Genomic DNA, 18,762 nt, shown 5'->3' on the forward strand with positions numbered 1-18,762 from the left:
AGTATTAGCCTGACCCTTTTTTATTAATTATCCATTCTACTCTTAATTAACCAGTACAAGGTTATTTAGCAGCCAAACTATTCAGCCGCCAAGAAGTCTGGCAACTCTGCCGCTTGTTTCTCAAGTTTTTTCAGTTTCTTTTTGCCAAGGCCACCCAGTACATCAACCGCATGGCGTAAACGGGTCAGGGTCATATCAGCGCCGATAATCGCCATAGAGTTCATGACTGGCGTCGATGAGGTGCTACCAGCGATAGCGATAAAGAACGGCGCCATAAAGTCACGCATTTTAATATCAAGATGAGCAGCAAGGCCTTTTAGCGTGGCATAAATATTTTCTTCCGTCCACGTCGGCAAGGTTTCTAGCTGCCAAAGCGCCAGTTGTAGCATCTCGGTAATTTGTTCAGGCGTCAGCGACTTATGGGTAAAGCTTTCAGCGGTGATAGCAGGCAGGTTTTGAAAATAAAAGCCGCCCCAGTTAACCGCATCAGACAGCAGTTCAATACGTGGTTGAATTGCGGCGGCAATCGCGGTTAGTTTATCGCTGTCACTTGCCCAGTCGAGGATTTTGTTTTTAAGCTCTTCAGGGCTAAGCGCACGTAGCCATTCCGCATTTAGCCAGTTGAGTTTTTCGATATCGAAAATAGGACCGCCAAGCGACACACGCTGAATATCAAAGCTGGCAATCATCTCATCCAAGGTGAACTTTTCCGCTTCGTCAGGCATTGAGTAGCCCATACGGCCAAGGTAGTTGAGCAGCGCTTCTGGTAACACGCCGGCATCACGATAGTAGGTAATAGAGGTTGGGTTTTTACGTTTTGACAGCTTTGATTTATCAGGGTTACGCAATAATGGCATATGACAAAGAACGGGCATCTCCCAACCAAAATACTCATAAAGCAGCTGATGCTTCGGTGCAGAGTTGAGCCATTCTTCACCGCGCATAACATGACTGATTTCCATCAAATGGTCGTCGACGACGTTGGCCAAATGATAGGTTGGCATACCGTCAGTTTTTAGCAGCACTTGCATATCGACTTGCGTCCATGGAATCTCAACCGTACCGCGTAGCATGTCATGTATTTGGCAGACGCCTTCGGTTGGCACGCGCATACGAATAACGTGCGGTTTGCATTCAGCGACTAATTGCGCGGTTTTCTCTGGTGCTAAATGTGCGCAGCGACCGTCATAGCGCGGCGTTTCGCCATTGGCCATTTGCTCAGCGCGCATGGTATCAAGCTCTTCAGGGGTACAAAAACAGCGAAACGCATGATCGCTTGCTATCAGCTGCTCGGCATGTTTTTTATAAATATCACTACGCTCGCTTTGACGATACGGTGCGTGCGGACCGCCGATATCTGGACCTTCTGCCCAGTCAAGACCGACCCAACGCAGCGCATCCAAAATCATTTGTTCAGATTGCTCGGTTGAGCGCGTTTGATCGGTATCTTCAATACGTAAAATAAACTCGCCGCCGTGGGCTTTGGCAAAGGCTAAATTAAATAGGGCGATATAAGCGGTGCCGACATGCGGAAAACCAGTCGGTGAGGGCGCAATACGCGTACGAATAGGACGCTTGCTATCAAGGTTGGCTTGGGATGATGTTTGGGTCATAAAAATCTCAGAATATGCTAGTGAATGAATAAAATGGTGAGAAAAGTTAAAGCTCAAGGCGAATAAGGAGATTGTATAAAAAATACGGGTGAAACAGTCGCCGTCACAGTAGAAAAATAGCGTAAAATATAGCCCTAGTATAACAGAGAGCTGAGATATTTTTAACGAAAAGCCTCTCTAGCGCTTGACTCGCCGTATATCCTTGCGATAATAATGCTAGGTGAGTCATAACTTGTTTATTTTCATCTTATTTTTTACTATTACTGGCCAAAAAGGTCATCATCTACTGAGTCGTTTGTGTCCATATCGAATCCAAAGTCAAAAAACACGTTAAATTCTAAAGAAACCCCTTCTTCAGTCATTGATAGTTCTGAGTCAGAAGTCAATTCGTCTATTGTTGAAAACGATTCTGCTCAAGAGCCCGTCATAGAGCAAGCAGGTGCTGATGAATTAAATTTTGTTCATGACGCCGTGCTACTACAAGAAACGGTGGCGGCGGTATTGGGTGTCAAATCGCTGCCCAAACAAACAGATGACAGCCGTCAGAATAGCTTACAAAAAAGTGGCATTTATGTGGATGCAACTTTTGGGCGCGGCGGGCATAGCCGCCTGCTATTAAGCCAGCTTGCCGATGATGCAACCTTGATTGTGTTTGATAAAGACCCAACAGCCATTAGCGTTGCGCAAGAATTAGCAAAGTCTGATAGCCGCGTCAAAGTGGTGCATGATAGCTTTGCAACCTTGACCGATAGCCTAGCGGCAATGGGTATCACAAAAGTGGACGGCTTAATGGCGGATTTGGGTATTTCCTCGCCGCAGATTGATGACGGTAGCCGTGGTTTTAGTTTTATGCGCGATGGTGCGGTCGATATGCGCATGGACACCAGTCGCGGACAGTCGGTTGCCGAGTGGCTCGAGATGGTCGATGATGAAACCTTGGCCAATGTGCTTTATGAGTTTGGCGAAGAGCGTCATAGCCGCCGTATTGCTCGTGCGATTAAGCAGATGGACAGTTATGAGTCGACGCTTGCGCTGGCAGAAGTGATCAAAGCAGCGCATCCAAATTGGCAGCGCGGTAAGCACCCAGCGACTCAAAGCTTTCAGGCCATGCGCATTTTTATCAATAATGAGCTTGGTGATGTCGACGACTTTTTAGCACAAAGTATTCCGATTTTAAAGTCGGGCGGACAGCTGGCGGTGATTAGTTTTCACTCGTTGGAAGATCGCCGTATCAAGCAATTTTTGCAGCGCCATAGCAAAGGTCAGTATCCAGAAGATGAAAACTTGCCGATGCCGCCCAAGCGTCCGCGTTATTTTAGTAAACCAAAACGTGTTGGCCCCAGTCAGGCTGAGATAAGCAATAATCCGCGCGCGCGTAGTGCGTGGCTGCGCATGGCGACTCGTAGCGATACGGATTATAAAGCAGATGATAATTCTTAAGCTAAGTCTTAAAACTTGCTATTCAGTTATGTGGGTAAAATATGACTGAATGTTTTAATGATTACGCGGCTGTTAAAAAGCTGTAAACATTCTCTGCTAGGCTCAGCAGTTACTTTTTGCTTGGTTATGTGTTTATTGATTTTATTGGTAGTTATTTTTATTGATGGTGCTGATGGCTCATGAGGGTGTGTTCACTCGCAAATCTTAGCGCTTTTTTTATTTTGAAGTTCACTTTTTTGAGATCGTCATGGCAATATCTGACAAACCTGTAAACCGCCGCGCCGCAATGCCTCCTAATACTGATGTTGGCGAATTATTCGTGCGCCGATTTAACGTAGTCAGTATATACGTGGTCATATTAGTGTTACTGGCGGCGGCTATTATCTGGAGCGGCATCAAGACGGCAGAGGGCGTGCAGCAATATCATCAGGATTATAAAACCTTGCAAGACATGAAAAAACAAGAGCGTAAGCTACAAGTTGAGCACCAACGTCTATTGATTGAACAGCAAACCTTTAGTGCGACCCCGCAAATTGCCAGTCGCGCCGTTGCTGAATTGGGTATGTTTTCGCCAACCCTTAAAGATAAGCTGATTATTCAGCCGGGTGCGGCAGTTGCCGTCGCGCCAGTGCTCGAGGACGATGGCACAGATGCTGCCGCTGCCAATGAAACAGATTTTTTTGAGGCAGATGCTAACGCTGCGGAGGCAGGACGATGACTGATAAAAAGCCCACTGCCAAAAACGATAAAGCGGCCAAAAATAACAGCAAAAAATCCGCCAGCGGCAAAGTCACTAAGCCGCTACGCCGTGCCAGTGTTGCCAAATCTGGACAAACAAGCGGCAAAGCTGACAATAAAGCGGCCGATAACCGCAAAGCTAAGCTATTTAGCCGCCTAAAAAAGAACGAAGAGCAGGGCGCTTATACCAGTGTAAAAACCCAAAAAAGCAAAAGAGCCTTTTTGGGTAAAGCCTCTGGGGCATCGTCGCGCGGCGGTGTTGAGCTAGACAAAAACCGCTTTCGCACGATTTGGGCAATATCGTTAGTCATTTTAGGCTTATTAATTGGCCGTGCTTATTATTTACAAGTCGCCAATGCGCAGTTTTATCAAGATAAAGGCAATGAGCTGATTACCAGCGTGCGTACGCAAAAATCCTATCGCGGCATGATTACCGATCGTAATGATTTGCCTTTAGCCGTCAGTGCGCCGCTTGCGACCGTGTCGTTTAGCCCGCACGATTATGCGCGCGAATATTATGAGCTGAAACGTATTATATTGACCAATCCTGAAAGTCCGCAGCTTGTCGCGCGTATGCAAAAGCGTTTAGATAATATGGATTTAACCACGCTTGCAGCAGCGGCCAATATCTCAGTTACTGAGCTGAAAAAAGTCACAGCTATCGATGACAGTATTGACGTCACCGATGAAGAAGCGGTGAAGGCGGCGTTGCCATCGGGCGCAGGTTCACATTATCTGCCACTCCTTAATAAAGTCACGCCTGAGATTGCCCAAAGCGTCAGCTCGCTCGATTTCCCGGGTGTCTATGAGAAAAACTTCTTTCAGCGCTATTATCCGCAGCCGCAACCAAACTCGCAGCTATTAGGTTTTATGGGGCAGAACGCCAATGATCCTGAAGGCGGTTATGAAGGCCGTGCTGGTATTGAGCGTCAGTATGAAACGGCGCTGGCGGGTGAAGACGGTAAGGTGCTGGTATTAAAAGACGCCAAGCAAAACAGCTTAAAAGAAATCAAGCAAGTCGAGCCAGAAGTACCGGGTAAAGATGTCGCCTTAACGATTGATTCGCGCTTACAGTACTTGCTTTATAAAGAGCTTGAAAAAGCCGGTCGCCTGCAAAAAGCGCGCTGGTCGACCGGTATGATTGTTGATGTGCAAACGGGCGAAGTGCTAGCGCTATCGACGTGGCCATCCTTTAACTCTAATAATCTGAACGAGATGACGGGTGAAAACCAGCGTAACCGTGCGTTGCTCGACGTCTTTGAGCCGGGTTCGGTCATGAAGCCATTTACCGTGGCAGCCGCATTGGATTCCGGTAAATACACGACGACCTCATTGATTGATACCAATCCAGGCTCTATTCGTGTGCGTGGTTATACCATTCGTGACCACAATAACTTGGGACGCATTACGCTTGCGACATTGCTACAAAAATCTAGTAACGTCGCCTCAACCAAGATTGCGTTATCCTTGCCGCCTGATGCCATTACCAATATGCAAAGACAGTTTGGCTTCGGGGCAAAAACTCCGCTGCAATTCCCCGGTGAGGGCAGTGGACTTGTGGTCACGCCAAAAGAAAAAGAAACGTCAAGACGAGCAACGGTCAGTTATGGTTATGGTCTACAAGTGACCTTAGCGCAGGTCGCACAAGCGTATTCGGCGCTTGCCGCTGGCGGGGTGATGCATCCATTAACCTTAATTAAAGACGACAAAAAACAGCCCAGCAAACGTATCATGGCGCACGAACAAGCTATGTCTATCGTACAGATGCTAGAAAGTGTCACCGAGCCGGGCGGTACCGCCAAAGCCGCGGCTATTGATGGCTATCGTGTGGCGGGTAAAACAGGTACCTCACGCCGTATCAACCCAAAAGGCGGCTACTATAGCGACCAGTACCGTAACGTTTTTGCCGGTATGGCGCCAGCGTCCAATCCTAAGCTGGTCGGGGTGATGCTTATCGAAGACCCACGCGGTCAGATTTATGCTGGCTTAACGGTAGCGCCTGTCTTTCATAACGTCATGAAAGAGGCGCTGCGTTTATATAATGTGCCGTTAGATAAGCCATTAAAAACCGAAGAGCCGTAGCTAAAAAGTAAGTTCCATGGTTAAGTTTTATGACTAATTTCCATGACTAAGCTCCATGTTTCAGCTGTTAACTATTTGATGCGTTTTAACCGTTTAGGATTTGCCAATGTCTCTGTCTACCTCGCCAAAAAGCAACGCCGCAGTCACCTTACAACAGCTGATTGAAACCAGTAGCAACGATAGAGATAGGCAAAGCCATAGCTTAACGCAAGCATTAACAACGCTGGTAAGCGCATCTAGCAGTCAACTACCGAAAGCAAAAACTTCGATTGCTCATATTCCCTTTGAGCAATTCTGCTTAGACAGCCGTCAGTTAGCAGCAAACGATGTCTTTATATTATTAAAAAGTCAGACACCAAATTGCCAAAAAAGTCGCGACTACTTATATCAAGCCGCTGAGCAGGCGGCGTTTATCCTGTCGGAAATTGATCCAATCGCTTTGCTGTCTACCGCTAATGTGCCGCCACACGCCAATATTTCCTTCACAAACGATAGTGATCGCTCTAAAGCGCAGCAGCAATTAGCAGCACTGCCTTGTCCAGTAGTATACGTACCCCATATTCGTGATTTTTTAGGTGACTTGATTCAAGCGCGCTTACAGCATCAGCAGCCTGTGACCTTACCGACGGTCGTTGCGGTGACTGGTACCAATGGCAAAACCACCATCAGCCAATTGGTGGCGCAGTTGACGCAGCTGACGGGTATGAGTAGCGCGGTGATGGGAACAGCAGGTAATGGTAGACTCGGCGCGTTGGTGCAAGCCAGCCATACCACCGGCGATGCCTTAGCGGTGCAGCAGTTTTTATATCAAATGGGTTTGGAGAAGGCGCAATTATTGGCCTTAGAAGCAAGCTCGCACGGTCTCGATCAGCAGCGTTTACAAGGTATGCCAGTGTCGGTGGCGATTTATACCAATTTGAGCCGTGACCACCTCGATTATCATGCTGATATGGCAGAGTATGCGGCGGCAAAAGCCAAGCTGTTTGATAAAGCGCGTTTCCCCGAGTTAACCCACGCCATTATCAATATCGATGACGAGCATGCCCAGATTATGCTTGATACGGCGCATGCCAGTGGTTTGACCGTTTGGAGCTATAGTTTAGACCCAGCAAAATCTGCAACCTTTGTTGCCGCTGATATCAAGCCAAGCTTGCAAGGAGTTGAGATTGCGCTGTGTACGGATTTTAAAAATAAAGAAACCAAGAGCATTAATATCATTAGCCCATTACTCGGGCATTTTAACGTTGCCAATTTACTGGCTGCTATCGCCACTGTTATGGCTTTAGGAATTAACCTTGAGCGTATTGCTGATGTTATCCCGCAACTGCAAGGGGCGGTAGGGCGCATGCAGCGTGTGCCCTCCAATGATGGCTGTTTTATCGTCGATTATGCCCATACGCCCGATGCATTAAGCCAAGTACTTGCCAGTCTAAAAACCCATTGTAAAGGTCAGCTATGGGCAGTATTTGGTTGCGGCGGTGATCGTGATGGCGGCAAACGTCCATTAATGGCGCAGGCTGGATTGGCGGGCGCCGATAAAGTGGTATTGACGGCGGACAATCCGCGTACCGAAGACCCAAATTTAATCTTGCAAGATATGCAAGCGGGCATGACCAACGAGCAGTATCAGCGTACCCATATCGAGCCTGCGCGCAAAACCGCCATCGAATATGCGGTCAAGCAAGCAGCGCCTGCTGATATCGTTGTTATCGCGGGCAAAGGTCATGAAACCTATCAAGAGATTAACCACGTGCGTTATGATTTTGACGACAGCGTTATTTTGCGACATGCCCTTAAGCAAGCCGGACGCTTATAGTATTTATAGCGAAGTAATAGCGCCTGCCATTCATTTTTTGTACGTTTTAAAAAACGTACGCTGAAAAATATCAAAGATAAGTAGTCATCATATATAAGGTAATCATTATGACAGCCGACAACGATAACAGCATTCAGTCGCAAGGGCTGTATGTTTGGCAAGCAGACAATCTGCTTGCGGCAACCAAAGTAGTGGGTGGCCATTGGCAATTTGGGGCAGTACCTATAGAGCCAAACAATAACGCAAACAAACCCATTAGCAGTACACGTATCGCTACCGATACGCGTACTATAAAAACCGGTGATATCTTTTTAGCCTTGACGGGTGATAATTTTGACGGACATGATTATCTGGATATTGCTATAGAAAAAGGTGCGGTTGCGGCTATCGTTTCACGTCCGATTGCTGCTGATATTGCGCAATTGGTTGTCAATGATACGCGTTTGGCGCTCGGTCAATTGGCGGCCTATCGACGGCAGCAGCACAAAGATTTGACCGTCATTGCCATTACGGGCTCGAGCGGCAAAACCACCTGTAAAGAGATGCTCGGTAGTATCTTTGGACGCTTGGCGCCAACGCTGATTACCCGTGGCAACCTAAATAATGATTTGGGCGTGCCAATGATGCTACTCGAATTATCCGATCATCATCGCTATGCTATTTTGGAGCTGGGCGCCAACCATATCGGTGAAATTGCTTATACCACTGAGATTGTGCAGCCTGATGTTGCGTGTATCTTAAATATTGGTACCGCACATTTGGGAGAATTTGGCAGCCGCGAAGGCATTTGCCAAACCAAAGCTGAAATTTACCATACCTTACATGATAACCAATTTGCCATAGTTCCTGATAAAGATGATTTTACCAATCAATTACGCCGTATCGCTGAAAAGCATACCCCAAACGTTATAGGCTTTGGCAATACCGATGTCAGTGCCAGTCATTTAGATGTTGAGCCTGAGCGCAGTGAGTTTAAGCTGCATATTGGTAGCCAAGTCCATGATATTAATTTGCCTTTAGCAGGCGAGCATAATGTCAATAATGCGTTGGCGGCTGCTGCTTGTGCCCATGCGCTAAATATCGATATTAGCGATATCGTCGTCGGGCTTGAAAACGCCCGTCCTGCAAAAGGGCGTTTGAATAGTCAGCTCCTTGGTATGCATCGCTTGATTGATGATACGTATAACGCCAATCCGCATTCGGTGCGCGCAGCTGCTAAAGTGCTGGCGGCGCAAACGGGTACGCAGGTGATGGTACTTGGCGATATCGGCGAGCTAGGAGAGGCGGCGATCAGTGAGCACCAAAGCTTAGGTCGTACCATTGCGACCACTGGCATCAATGTGCTGCTGTGCGTTGGTCAATATGCGCCATATACGGTGGCGGGCGCGCAAGAGATTTCTGCTATCAATGCCCATGCCTTTGCTGATAAAGACAGCTTACTGTCCTATTTGCAGTCTTATTTACAGGCACAGCAGGCGCAGCCTTGTACGGTGCTGTTTAAAGGCTCACGTTCCATGCAGATGGAAACCCTTATCAATGCGCTAGTCGAGGAGTAGGCGGTGTTAGTTTGGTTGTTTGGCTGGCTTGGTCAGTATTATACGCCGTTTTCTGCGGTTTCTTCGTTGACGCTACGGGCGTTGTTGGCGGTTATTACTGCGCTGGCGTTCAGTATGGTGTTTGGCAGTCGCGTCATCAATCGCCTGCGTGCATTGAAATACGGTCAGGCGATTCGTAACGATGGTCCGCAGTCGCATTTGGTCAAAACCGGTACGCCAACCATGGGTGGGGTGCTAATTTTGAGCGCAATTGGCGTATCGACGTTACTGTGGGCGCGATTAAACAATCCGTATGTGTGGATTTTGCTCATCGTGATGATTATCTTTGGCGCGGTTGGCTGGGCGGATGATTGGCTTAAAATCAAATATAAAGATCCCAAAGGTCTGATCGCGCGTAAAAAATACTTTTGGCTGTCGATGGGCGCGTTATTCGTCGGGGTTTCTTTATATTACATTGCTACCTTGCAGCCAGATATAGCGACCACGCGTGAGATGCAGGACTTGCTGTTACCGATTTTCAAAGATTGGATGATTCCTTTTTCGGCCGTCCCGTTTGGGATTGGCTTTATTATCTTTACCTATTTTGTGATTAATGGTGCCTCAAACGCCGTTAACTTAACCGATGGCTTAGATGGTTTGGCGATTTTGCCCGTGGTCTTGGTGGCGGCAGGTTTAGGCGCCATGGCTTATGTCTCAGGCGACGTACGCTTTGCTGATTATTTACATGTGCCTTATATTGCTTATAACTCAGAAGTGATTATTGTTTGCGGCGCGATGATTGGCGCAGGGTTAGGTTTTTTATGGTTTAACGCTCATCCAGCGCAAGTATTTATGGGTGATGTTGGGGCGCTGGCATTGGGCGCGATGCTCGGTACGATTGCGGTTATGACCCGTCAAGAGATTGCCTTTGCCATTATGGGCGGTTTATTTGTCGCCGAAGCCTTGTCGGTGATGCTACAAGTTGGCTCGTATAAGCTGCGTAAAAAACGCGTCTTTCGCATGGCGCCACTGCATCATCACTTTGAAGAGATTGGTTGGAAAGAAACCCAAGTGGTGGCACGATTTTGGATTATTGCCATTATCCTTGTGATTCTTGGCTTAATGACCTTAAAACTGCGTTAAGTTGTCAAACAGGTTTAAATCAAAAAATTTTCAAATCAAAAGCCATCTTAAAAGTTAAGATGGCTTTTTTAGGTCTTATGCGAACTTCTTTTTGTTGCGGCATTTATCCCTTACTTAGCCGGAACTTTGTTAAAATGGCAGCCATATTGCGCTAACGTTGAGATACTTGTGAGCTTATTTATTTGTCCCCTTTGTCAATCACCTCTGCATCCAGCTGCTGATACGTGGCGCTGTGATGGCAGCTTGAATCCTAAGCAAACCGCTCATCCATTTGATGTGGCGCGTCAGGGTTATGTCAATCTATTACCGGTGCAACAAAAAAAATCCAAAGCACCGGGCGACAGTCAGCAATCTATTGAGGCGCGCAAACGGTTTTTAAATGCCGGACACTATCAGCCACTAAATGACCTAATTTGCCAAAAGATGACAACGTTATTGATGGCAAAAAAAGCCAGTCTTAAGCAAAAAAATAAACCCATTAATTGGCTAGATATTGGCTGCGGAGAGGGCTATTACACGCAGGCAATGGCGCAAACGGGTATGGATGTGCTTATCGCTGCCGATATCAGTAAACCTGCTGTTGTAGAGCTGGCGAGAACCAGTAAGGCTTTAGGTCGTCTTTGGTACCAAGAGGCTAAGGAGGCTAAGGAAGATGGGACTTATGCAGCAGCTATTTATCCGCTGGTGACTAGCGCGGCGCATTTGCCGCTACGCGCGCATAGTATCGATGGTATTAGCAGTATTTTTAGTCCGATTTTGCCAGAAGCATTTAATGAAGTGTTAAGCGATGAGGGCTATATGATCATTGCCAAGCCCGATGTTGGGCATTTGGCGACGATGCGTGAGGCGTTATTTGATGACGTCCGCGAGCATGATTCTGATAAGTTTTTGGACGAATTAGCGCCTTATTTTCAGTTGTTAGAGACTCATCATGTCAGTAGTAAGCTCAGTTTAGCGGCAGAGGCATTGGCAGATTTAATGACCATGACCCCTTATGCCTATCGGGCGCGCAGCGAAAAAAGGCAGACGCTACTAGCAGAGGTGGCAGCACAACCTTTTGCGACAGAAGCTAAGTTTGTTATCTATATTTTGCAAAAAATGCCCGCTCATTAATAGGCGGCAATAGGCTAAAGGTCCACTTATAAAATCGGTCCCATGGTGGCGACGACATTATTCCAAATCCGATACGGCAACGGCCAGTTGTTAACCTCTTCAAGCGTTACTTCATCAGAATCAGCGATATACTGATATTGGCGCTCCATAATATCGGCGGTCAGTTTGTTATCACTAAAGACGATATTGTTTTCATAATTCAAATGAAAACTGCGTAAATCCAAATTGGTTGAGCCAATCAAGCTGATTTCACCATCGACGGTCAGGGTTTTGGTGTGTAGCAGCCCCGGCCTATACTCGTAGATTTTTACGCCAGCCTCAAGCAATTCCCAATAGTAGCTATGACTGGTCGCAGCAACGATAAAGGAGTCATTTTTTTTCGGAAAAATCATCGTTACTTCAACCCCGCGATAGGCGGTCGCACATAGGATACTGACCAGCGAATAATCAGGCACGAAATAAGGGGTAGAAATTATCAGGGTATGCTGGGCTTGGCTAATTAAAGCACCCAAAAACTGCGGGGTGTTACCATGACGCTGGGTCGGTCCATCAGAGAAAACTTGCGCAGCAAAATCATTGAGCGGCAGGTTTGGCTGTAAATCGGTGCTATACGGAAAGCTGTCGAGCGGCGTATCAGGGTTTTCAGTTAGCCAATCACTGGCAAATAGCATCTGATTTTGCGCAACGATGGGCCCTTCGATACGCAGCATAATATCGACCCAAGGGGCGTATTTGGGCTTTACGCGAAACTCAGGGTCGGCGCAGTTACGGCTACCAAAATAGCCGATTTTGCCATCAATCACGGTAATTTTGCGGTGATTGCGCAAGTCAATACGGCTAAAGAGCATAACCTTTATGATATTGGTTAATGGTAGCGCCACACTGAGCTGCACACCCGCGTCCTTCATTTCTTGCCATAACTTTGAGCTGACCATTTTGCGCGAGCCCATGCCATCGACCATCGCTCGGCAGGTGACGCCGCGCTTTGCTGCCCGAATCAGCGCTTCTGCGGTAGCCGTACCCATGCCATCGACCAGCCAAATATAATACAGCACGTGGATATGGTTGGTTGCCGCATCAAAGTCGTCAATCATACGTTTGCGCGTCTCATTGGCATCTGCCATTAGCTTAGCGCGATTGCCAACTGTCGTCTGAAAGCCAGTGGCTTTTGCTGAATAAGCAAAGGCTGCGCGGTACTCAGGTTTAACGGCATGTAATAACGCCACATTGCTACCAAGTACCTCTGGGCGATGGCGATGTAATTTATCGATAATTTTCTGACGTTCGCGTGTGAAGTTGCGTCCTAAATGTACCTCACCGAACATCCAATAAACTAGGACGCCAAAATAAGGCAAAAGAAATAAAATCACCAACCAAGCCAAACGCGCCGGCGCCGTTAAGTCATGGCGCGCAAGGACGCGCAAGGATATCAGCACCAATAATATAAAGTGAATGGTTAATAAAATATCGACGAGCATAGCGGAATCCGTTGTTATTATATTTATGAAGGCTATAGTCGTTCTTAGTTATATTGCAGGACTAAATTATTGGCCGAGTTGCCTTATTGATGGCCTTTATCATTAATACTCACCAAACAGCCAACCACTAACGAAGGCAAAATACTCACGAAACCAAGCATTGTAGCGAATCGATAGCGGCGTCGGGCTGGCGAGCAAAATAGGTCGCTGATAGCCTTGATGCTTGGCAATGGCAGCCACACGAATGGTATGAAAATCACTGGTCACAATGGCAATAGGCGCCGTGATAGGCACTTCTTTTGCTGCCAAAATGACTTGGCTATAAATTAAGTTTTCGGCGGTACTAGTGCTATTACCTTCTTGCAAAATGTGCTCAAGAGCAATGCCATGCTTCTCATGTAAATAGCGCGCCATAATACTGGCTTCGCTATGTGTCTGCCCCATACCAATGCCACCACTGGTCAACGCTAATGCCTCGGGCTGTGCTTTAATCAGCGGTGCCGCCGTATCTAAACGCTGAGCAAGCGTCGGTGTTGGCTTACCGGCGATAGTACCTGACCCTAATACAATAATCGCCGCGACCTCCGATACAGGCTGCGAGCTCTTTTTAATTTGCTGCTGCAATGAGAAAATAAATAACCCAAAGCTTATCAGCCAAATAAAAAATAGCAGCCATAGCGTGTACCAAAGACGATTGCGAAATGGGTTTTGCCTAGTAAACTTGCGGATGGCATGCCAAAATATCCCATGGGCGACAAATGCGCTGCCCAATAAAAACGGCACGACAGTACCAAAGTTAATTTTGCCAACCGTCATTAACACGGCACAATCAACCATGATAACGGCACCGATAACGACCAATCCAACTCGCGTTATAATGAGTAGTTTTTTTGCCATAGTTTTAAATTTATTATGTTTAGGTAAAAATGCTGTAGTTTAGGGTTTATTCAATCAAGTGCTTATTTATCTATTAATTATACGTTGTTTTAATTGCATGGCGGTTTGGTCATATCAAGACATACTAAATCTAATCCCTTTAACGTAAAGAGGAAAACCTTATGACGCCAATGATTTTTCATAATCCAAAATGTGGCACTTCTCGTAATACCCTTGCCATTATGCAGGCCTCAGGTGAGACGCCAGATGTGGTGGAATACCTAAAAACACCGCCATCTCGTGAGTACTTGGTTGAGCTGTTGGCATTGATGCAGAGTACCCCGCGCGAGCTTTTACGCAGTAAAGAGAGTATTTATACCGAGCTTGGTTTAGACAATCCAGCATTGACGGACGCGCAACTGATTGATGCCATGATAGCGCACCCTATTTTAATCAATCGTCCTATTGTTGTTACCGATAAAGGCGCGGCGCTGTGCCGACCGTCTGAAAAAGTGTTTGAATTACTGCAAAATCCGGTCAATAGTTTCACAAAAGAGAATGGGGAAGTGGTGAAGCATGTTACAGAATAAAGAAACTAAAGCCTTAGTGACAGACAATATTGCTAGTAAAAGTACTAGTAATATTGGCGCTACTGATTCACCCGCTGCTGATTCACTTAATAACGATTTACCCAATGTTGATTTTGATCAAATACAAGCCATTGATATTGAGTCTTTGGTCGGTAAAGATGACCCACGCCATGCGCCAAGAATATTGGTGTTATATGGCTCCCTGCGTGCGCGTTCATTTTCTAGATTGGCCGCTGAGGAAGCAAGTCGTCTATTGCGTTGGTACGGCTGCGAGGTGCGCATGTTTAACCCATCAGGTTTGCCACTGCCAGATGACGCCGATAGCGACCACCCAAAGGTACAAGAGTTACGCGAGCTGGCACAGTGGTCAGAGGGTATGTTGTGGGTCAGTCCAGAACGCCATGGTAGTATCACCAGTATTATGAAGGCGCAAATTGACTGGATTCCGTTGGCGCTCGGCGGCGTACGTCCGACCCAAGGTAAAACGCTGGCTATCATGCAAGTCAGTGGCGGCAGCCAAAGTTTTAATACCGTCAATCAATTACGTATTCTTGGGCGCTGGATGCGCATGATTACCATCCCCAATCAATCTTCTATCCCCAAAGCGTTTTTGGAATTTGACGATAATGACCGCATGAAAATGTCACCATTATATTTGCGAGTGGTCGATGTTTGCGAAGAGTTGGTCAAATTTACCTGGCTTACCCGTGGGCGCTCGGCGTATCTGACCGATCGCTATTCAGAACGGGTCGAAAGCGTTGCAGAAGTCTCCCAACGCGTCAATCAAAAATCGCTCTAACTTCTTTGTTTTATTATTGCCCTTATTAATATTTCATTGCTTCAATTGCCCCATTAAGGTTACTTCATGCTCGCATTCGCTATTTTTATCGTAACTCTGATCTTAGTCATCTGGCAGCCGAAAGGGCTTGGCATTGGTTGGAGTGCGATGGGCGGCGCTTTGGTTGCTTTAGTATTTGGTGTGGTGCAATGGTCTGACGTTGGTATTGTCTGGGATATTGTTTGGGACGCCACTTTTACCTTTGTCGCCCTGATTATCATCTCCCTTATTTTAGATGAAGCGGGATTTTTTGGCTGGGCGGCGTTACACGTTGCTCGGCTTGGTAATGGGCGCGGGCGTTTGCTATTTCCGATGATTGTACTATTAGGGGCGTTTATCTCCGCCTTCTTTGCCAATGACGGCGCGGCATTATTACTGACACCGATTGTGATTGCTATTCTGCTGCGCCTTGATTTTGCCCCCAAATCTGCTTTAGCTTTTATTATTGCCACTGGCTTTATCGCCGATACCGCAAGCTTGCCGTTGGTGACTTCTAATCTGGTCAATATCGTCAGCGCTAATTATTTTGATATTGGTTTTGGTCGCTACGCGGCGGTGATGGTACCGGTAAATATCGTCTCTGTCCTAGCGACGCTATCGGTATTGTGGCTTGCTTATGCGCGGTACATTCCGAGGCACTACTCAACGGCAAATCTTAGCGCACCTCAATCGGCTATCAAAGATCCGCTGGTATTTCGGGCGGCTTTTCCACTATTAGTATTATTATTAGTGGCGTATTTCGCGACTGAATCGCTCGGGCTGGTTATCTCAGTGGTGACTAGTGTCGCGGCGCTTATCCTAATGGCCATAGCTGGACGCTGGTGGCAAGGCGGGCGTGATGCTAAGTTTTCTATCGTCAATATTCTTAAAAAAGCACCGTGGCAAATTGTATTATTTTCAATCGGTATGTATTTAGTGGTTTATGGTTTGGGCAATGCAGGACTTACCGCCTATGGCGCACGAATACTTAATTGGCTAGGTCAACAAGGCGCGCTCGTTGCGACGGTCGGCACGGGGTTTTTATCCGCCATCGTAGCGTCTGTGATGAATAATATGCCGTCGACGCTAATAGGAGCGCTGGCGATTGATAGCGCCCAAGTGCCCGCTGCTACTCGAGAGTTGATGATTTATGCCAATGTCATTGGCAATGACTTGGGACCAAAATTCACGCCTATTGGTAGTTTGGCGACGCTATTGTGGTTACACGTATTGGCTGAAAAGGATTATAAAATCAGCTGGGGGCAATATATGAAGGTCGGACTGCTGATAACGCCGCCGGTATTATTAGCCACGCTATTGGCGTTGGTATTTTGGCTGCCTAAATTGCCGAGTGTTTAAGGAGTTTGTGAAAAAGTAGAAAAAGATAGGAAAACTGCGGGCTTTGATTGAGCAGAATAAGATTGGCGGTGAAGGAGGGATTCGAACTCTGGATATAAGTTTTTGATTTATTTAGTAATTTCTTTGTAATTAAAAGGTCTAGACCAACTAATAAACCAACACATTCCAAGTATTGGATGCAAAGCAGATAATGGGATTTATCTCACAATATATTGTAACTAAATATTTCTAAACCACTATGTAGTCTCAAACATATACTATCACTAAAAAAGCATCTTCTGCTTCAGTGTATTCCATTTGTCATCGAACAGATGATACTCGACTTCGAAAATCTAAGTCGATGCAATTTTTTATCAGCTGAAGAGTGAGGGCTAAATGAGTTATTTGATCTTTGAATGCTTGCATCATCTTCTAAGCTATTCTTAAAATACAAAATTACTTTATGCGATTGAGATCCATGTTGCAACTGTGCGTAGCAAGTGTTTTGAGGAATATTCAGATTTTAGTGTGGGTTGTTAGTATGAATATCTCACCGAGTGAAAAAAAAGAGACCATTGTCTGGTCTCTTTTTATTTACTTTAAATTTTATTTCGAGTCATTTCACCGTTAACTAGTCTCAGGATATTGAATGGATTCTCATCCTTCAATGCTTCTGGTAATAAGCTTTGAGGATAGTTTTGATAACACACAGGGCGTAGATAACGGTCAATTGCCAGCGTTCCGACTGAAGTGCCGCGTGCATCCGAAGTTGCAGGATAAGGCCCGCCATGAACCATTGCTTCACAGACCTCCACACCTGTTGGATAACCGTTTAATAGTAAGCGTCCGGCTTTCTCTTCTAATACAGGTACGACATCTGCGAATTCAGAAAAATCGGCTTCATCCGCAATCAAAGCTGCTGTCAGTTGGCCGTTCATGCTACTGAGTGCTTGAATCAGCTGTGCCTTATCTGTGACTTCAATGACTATCGTAGCAGGACCAAAAATCTCTTCTTGTAGCAGCTGATTGCCTGCCAGCAGTAATTCCACGTCTGCTTTAAACAATTGCGGCTGCGCTTGATCCCCTTGCTGAGTCTGCCCTGCTAAATGCTGGAACCCTTTATGCGCCATCAAATCCTCTAGACCTGATGAGTAGCTTTTTAATGTACCTGCATTCAACATGGTTTGTGCGGGTTTGGCATCGATAACAGTTGTTAATTTTTCAATGAATTGACTGTATTCAGGCGATTTAATCCCAATGATTAAACCAGGGTTGGTACAAAACTGCCCACAGCCCATTACGACAGAATCTGCTAAGTCTTGAGCAATTTCATCACCACGGTTTTTAAGTGCAGCTGGCAGCATAAGCATAGGATTGATACTGCTCATTTCGGCAAATACTGGTATGGGGTTAGGGCGCGCTGCAGCCATAGCAGCTAGGGCTTGACCACCTTTCAATGATCCTGTAAACCCTACTGCTTGTATTAATGGATGTTTTACTAGTGTTTCACCAACACGATTACCATAAACCATATTGAAGACACCCTTGGGCATACTGGTTTTTTCTACGGCTTTTTCAATGGCTTGAGCTACTTGGTCAGCCGTTACCATATGGCCGCTATGAGCTTTGACAACCACAGGGCAGCCTGCGGCTAAGGCAGAGGCGGTATCACCACCCGCTGTTGAAAATGCTAAAGGAAAGTTACTTGCCCCAAACACAGCAATGGGGCCCACGCCTATTTTAACTTGACGTAAATCTACACGCGGCATAGGCTCACGTTCAGGCAATGCAGTATCGATACGCGCCCCTAAATAGTCACCGCGGCGTAGTACTTTAGCAAATAAGCGCATTTGACCACTAGTACGGCCACGCTCACCTTGTAAGCGTGCAAGTGGCAACGCTGTTTCTTGGGAAATATTTTCAAGGAAATTTTGTCCAAGCGCATCAAGCTCATCGGCAATGGCCTCAAGAAATAAAGCCCGTTGTTCAGGTGTCGTATTACGATAGCTTTTAAACGCTTTACTGGCTGCTTCGCATGCCTGATTGACTTCTTCTTCAGTGGCTTGATGAAACTCATAAGCCAAGGCTTCTCCTGTAGTCGCATTAAAGCTTTGTAAGACTTTACTGCCCAGCGCACTGCGTTGACCTGCAATAAAATTTTGTCCGATAATCATAGTATTCTC

General features: G+C 46.4%; 14 protein-coding genes. 10 read left to right on the forward strand and 4 right to left on the reverse strand.

Translation table 11 applies throughout. The features are described 5' to 3' along the window. Positions 1-77: 77 nt before the first annotated feature. Positions 78-1,613 (reverse strand): glutamate--tRNA ligase, encoded by a 1,536-nt coding sequence (gltX, locus tag JFC07_RS04180; RefSeq protein ID WP_068404310.1) that lies wholly within the window; start codon positions 1,611-1,613, stop codon positions 78-80. A gap of 426 nt (positions 1,614-2,039) precedes the next feature. Here gltX and rsmH point away from each other — a divergent pair, with 426 nt between their 5' ends. The 7 genes from rsmH (at position 2,040) to JFC07_RS04215 (ending at position 11,480) form a co-directional block, all read left to right on the forward strand. Beyond that, positions 2,040-3,053, forward strand: a complete 1,014-nt coding sequence (rsmH, locus tag JFC07_RS04185) for a 16S rRNA (cytosine(1402)-N(4))-methyltransferase RsmH (RefSeq protein ID WP_227514924.1) — start codon at positions 2,040-2,042, stop codon at positions 3,051-3,053. A gap of 247 nt (positions 3,054-3,300) precedes the next feature. Then, the gene (gene ftsL, locus JFC07_RS04190) at positions 3,301-3,771 is read left to right on the forward strand and encodes a cell division protein FtsL (protein WP_068404308.1); all 471 of its coding nucleotides are present in this window, start codon (positions 3,301-3,303) and stop codon (positions 3,769-3,771) included. Next, the gene (locus tag JFC07_RS04195; protein ID WP_198328238.1) at positions 3,768-5,873 is read left to right on the forward strand and encodes a peptidoglycan D,D-transpeptidase FtsI family protein; all 2,106 of its coding nucleotides are present in this window, start codon (positions 3,768-3,770) and stop codon (positions 5,871-5,873) included. Before ftsL ends, JFC07_RS04195 begins: the two co-directional genes overlap by 4 nt. Before the next feature lie 106 nt (positions 5,874-5,979). Next, positions 5,980-7,689, forward strand: a complete 1,710-nt coding sequence (locus JFC07_RS04200; protein ID WP_068404305.1) for a UDP-N-acetylmuramoyl-L-alanyl-D-glutamate--2,6-diaminopimelate ligase — start codon at positions 5,980-5,982, stop codon at positions 7,687-7,689. A gap of 107 nt (positions 7,690-7,796) precedes the next feature. After that, complete coding sequence (locus JFC07_RS04205) at positions 7,797-9,245, forward strand: UDP-N-acetylmuramoyl-tripeptide--D-alanyl-D-alanine ligase (RefSeq protein ID WP_068404303.1); 1,449 nt, start codon at positions 7,797-7,799, stop codon at positions 9,243-9,245. A gap of 3 nt (positions 9,246-9,248) precedes the next feature. Then, on the forward strand, positions 9,249-10,367 hold the full coding sequence (gene mraY, locus JFC07_RS04210) for a phospho-N-acetylmuramoyl-pentapeptide-transferase (RefSeq protein WP_068404301.1): 1,119 nt from the start codon (positions 9,249-9,251) through the stop codon (positions 10,365-10,367). A 168-nt stretch (positions 10,368-10,535) separates the two neighbouring features. Beyond that, complete coding sequence (locus tag JFC07_RS04215; RefSeq protein ID WP_068404320.1) at positions 10,536-11,480, forward strand: putative RNA methyltransferase; 945 nt, start codon at positions 10,536-10,538, stop codon at positions 11,478-11,480. Positions 11,481-11,506: 26 nt separating this feature from the next. Here JFC07_RS04215 and cls read toward each other — a convergent pair whose 3' ends face one another. Continuing rightward, on the reverse strand, positions 11,507-12,958 hold the full coding sequence (gene cls / locus JFC07_RS04220; RefSeq protein WP_198328240.1) for a cardiolipin synthase: 1,452 nt from the start codon (positions 12,956-12,958) through the stop codon (positions 11,507-11,509). Positions 12,959-13,060: 102 nt separating this feature from the next. Continuing rightward, positions 13,061-13,855: a YdcF family protein gene (locus tag JFC07_RS04225; RefSeq protein WP_068404296.1), complete on the reverse strand. Its 795-nt coding sequence runs from the start codon at positions 13,853-13,855 to the stop codon at positions 13,061-13,063. A gap of 161 nt (positions 13,856-14,016) precedes the next feature. On the opposite strand from JFC07_RS04225, the gene arsC reads away from it, so the two are divergent. The 3 genes from arsC to JFC07_RS04240 all read left to right on the forward strand — a co-directional run bounded on the left by arsC (position 14,017) and on the right by JFC07_RS04240 (position 16,600). Continuing rightward, entirely contained in the window at positions 14,017-14,424 is a 408-nt protein-coding gene (gene arsC / locus JFC07_RS04230) for an arsenate reductase (glutaredoxin) (protein WP_068404294.1), read from the forward strand. Positions 14,425-14,476: 52 nt separating this feature from the next. Continuing rightward, positions 14,477-15,223 (forward strand): arsenical resistance protein ArsH, encoded by a 747-nt coding sequence (gene arsH, locus JFC07_RS04235; protein WP_068404318.1) that lies wholly within the window; start codon positions 14,477-14,479, stop codon positions 15,221-15,223. A 66-nt stretch (positions 15,224-15,289) separates the two neighbouring features. Further along, complete coding sequence (locus JFC07_RS04240; protein WP_068404292.1) at positions 15,290-16,600, forward strand: arsenic transporter; 1,311 nt, start codon at positions 15,290-15,292, stop codon at positions 16,598-16,600. A gap of 578 nt (positions 16,601-17,178) precedes the next feature. Here JFC07_RS04240 and JFC07_RS04245 read toward each other — a convergent pair. Next, the gene (locus tag JFC07_RS04245; RefSeq protein WP_193006514.1) at positions 17,179-18,753 is read right to left on the reverse strand and encodes an aldehyde dehydrogenase (NADP(+)); all 1,575 of its coding nucleotides are present in this window, start codon (positions 18,751-18,753) and stop codon (positions 17,179-17,181) included. Positions 18,754-18,762 lie beyond the last annotated feature (9 nt).

Origin of the sequence: Psychrobacter faecalis (assembly GCF_016107575.1) — a bacterium.
Taxonomy (GTDB): Bacteria; Pseudomonadota; Gammaproteobacteria; order Pseudomonadales; family Moraxellaceae; genus Psychrobacter; species Psychrobacter faecalis.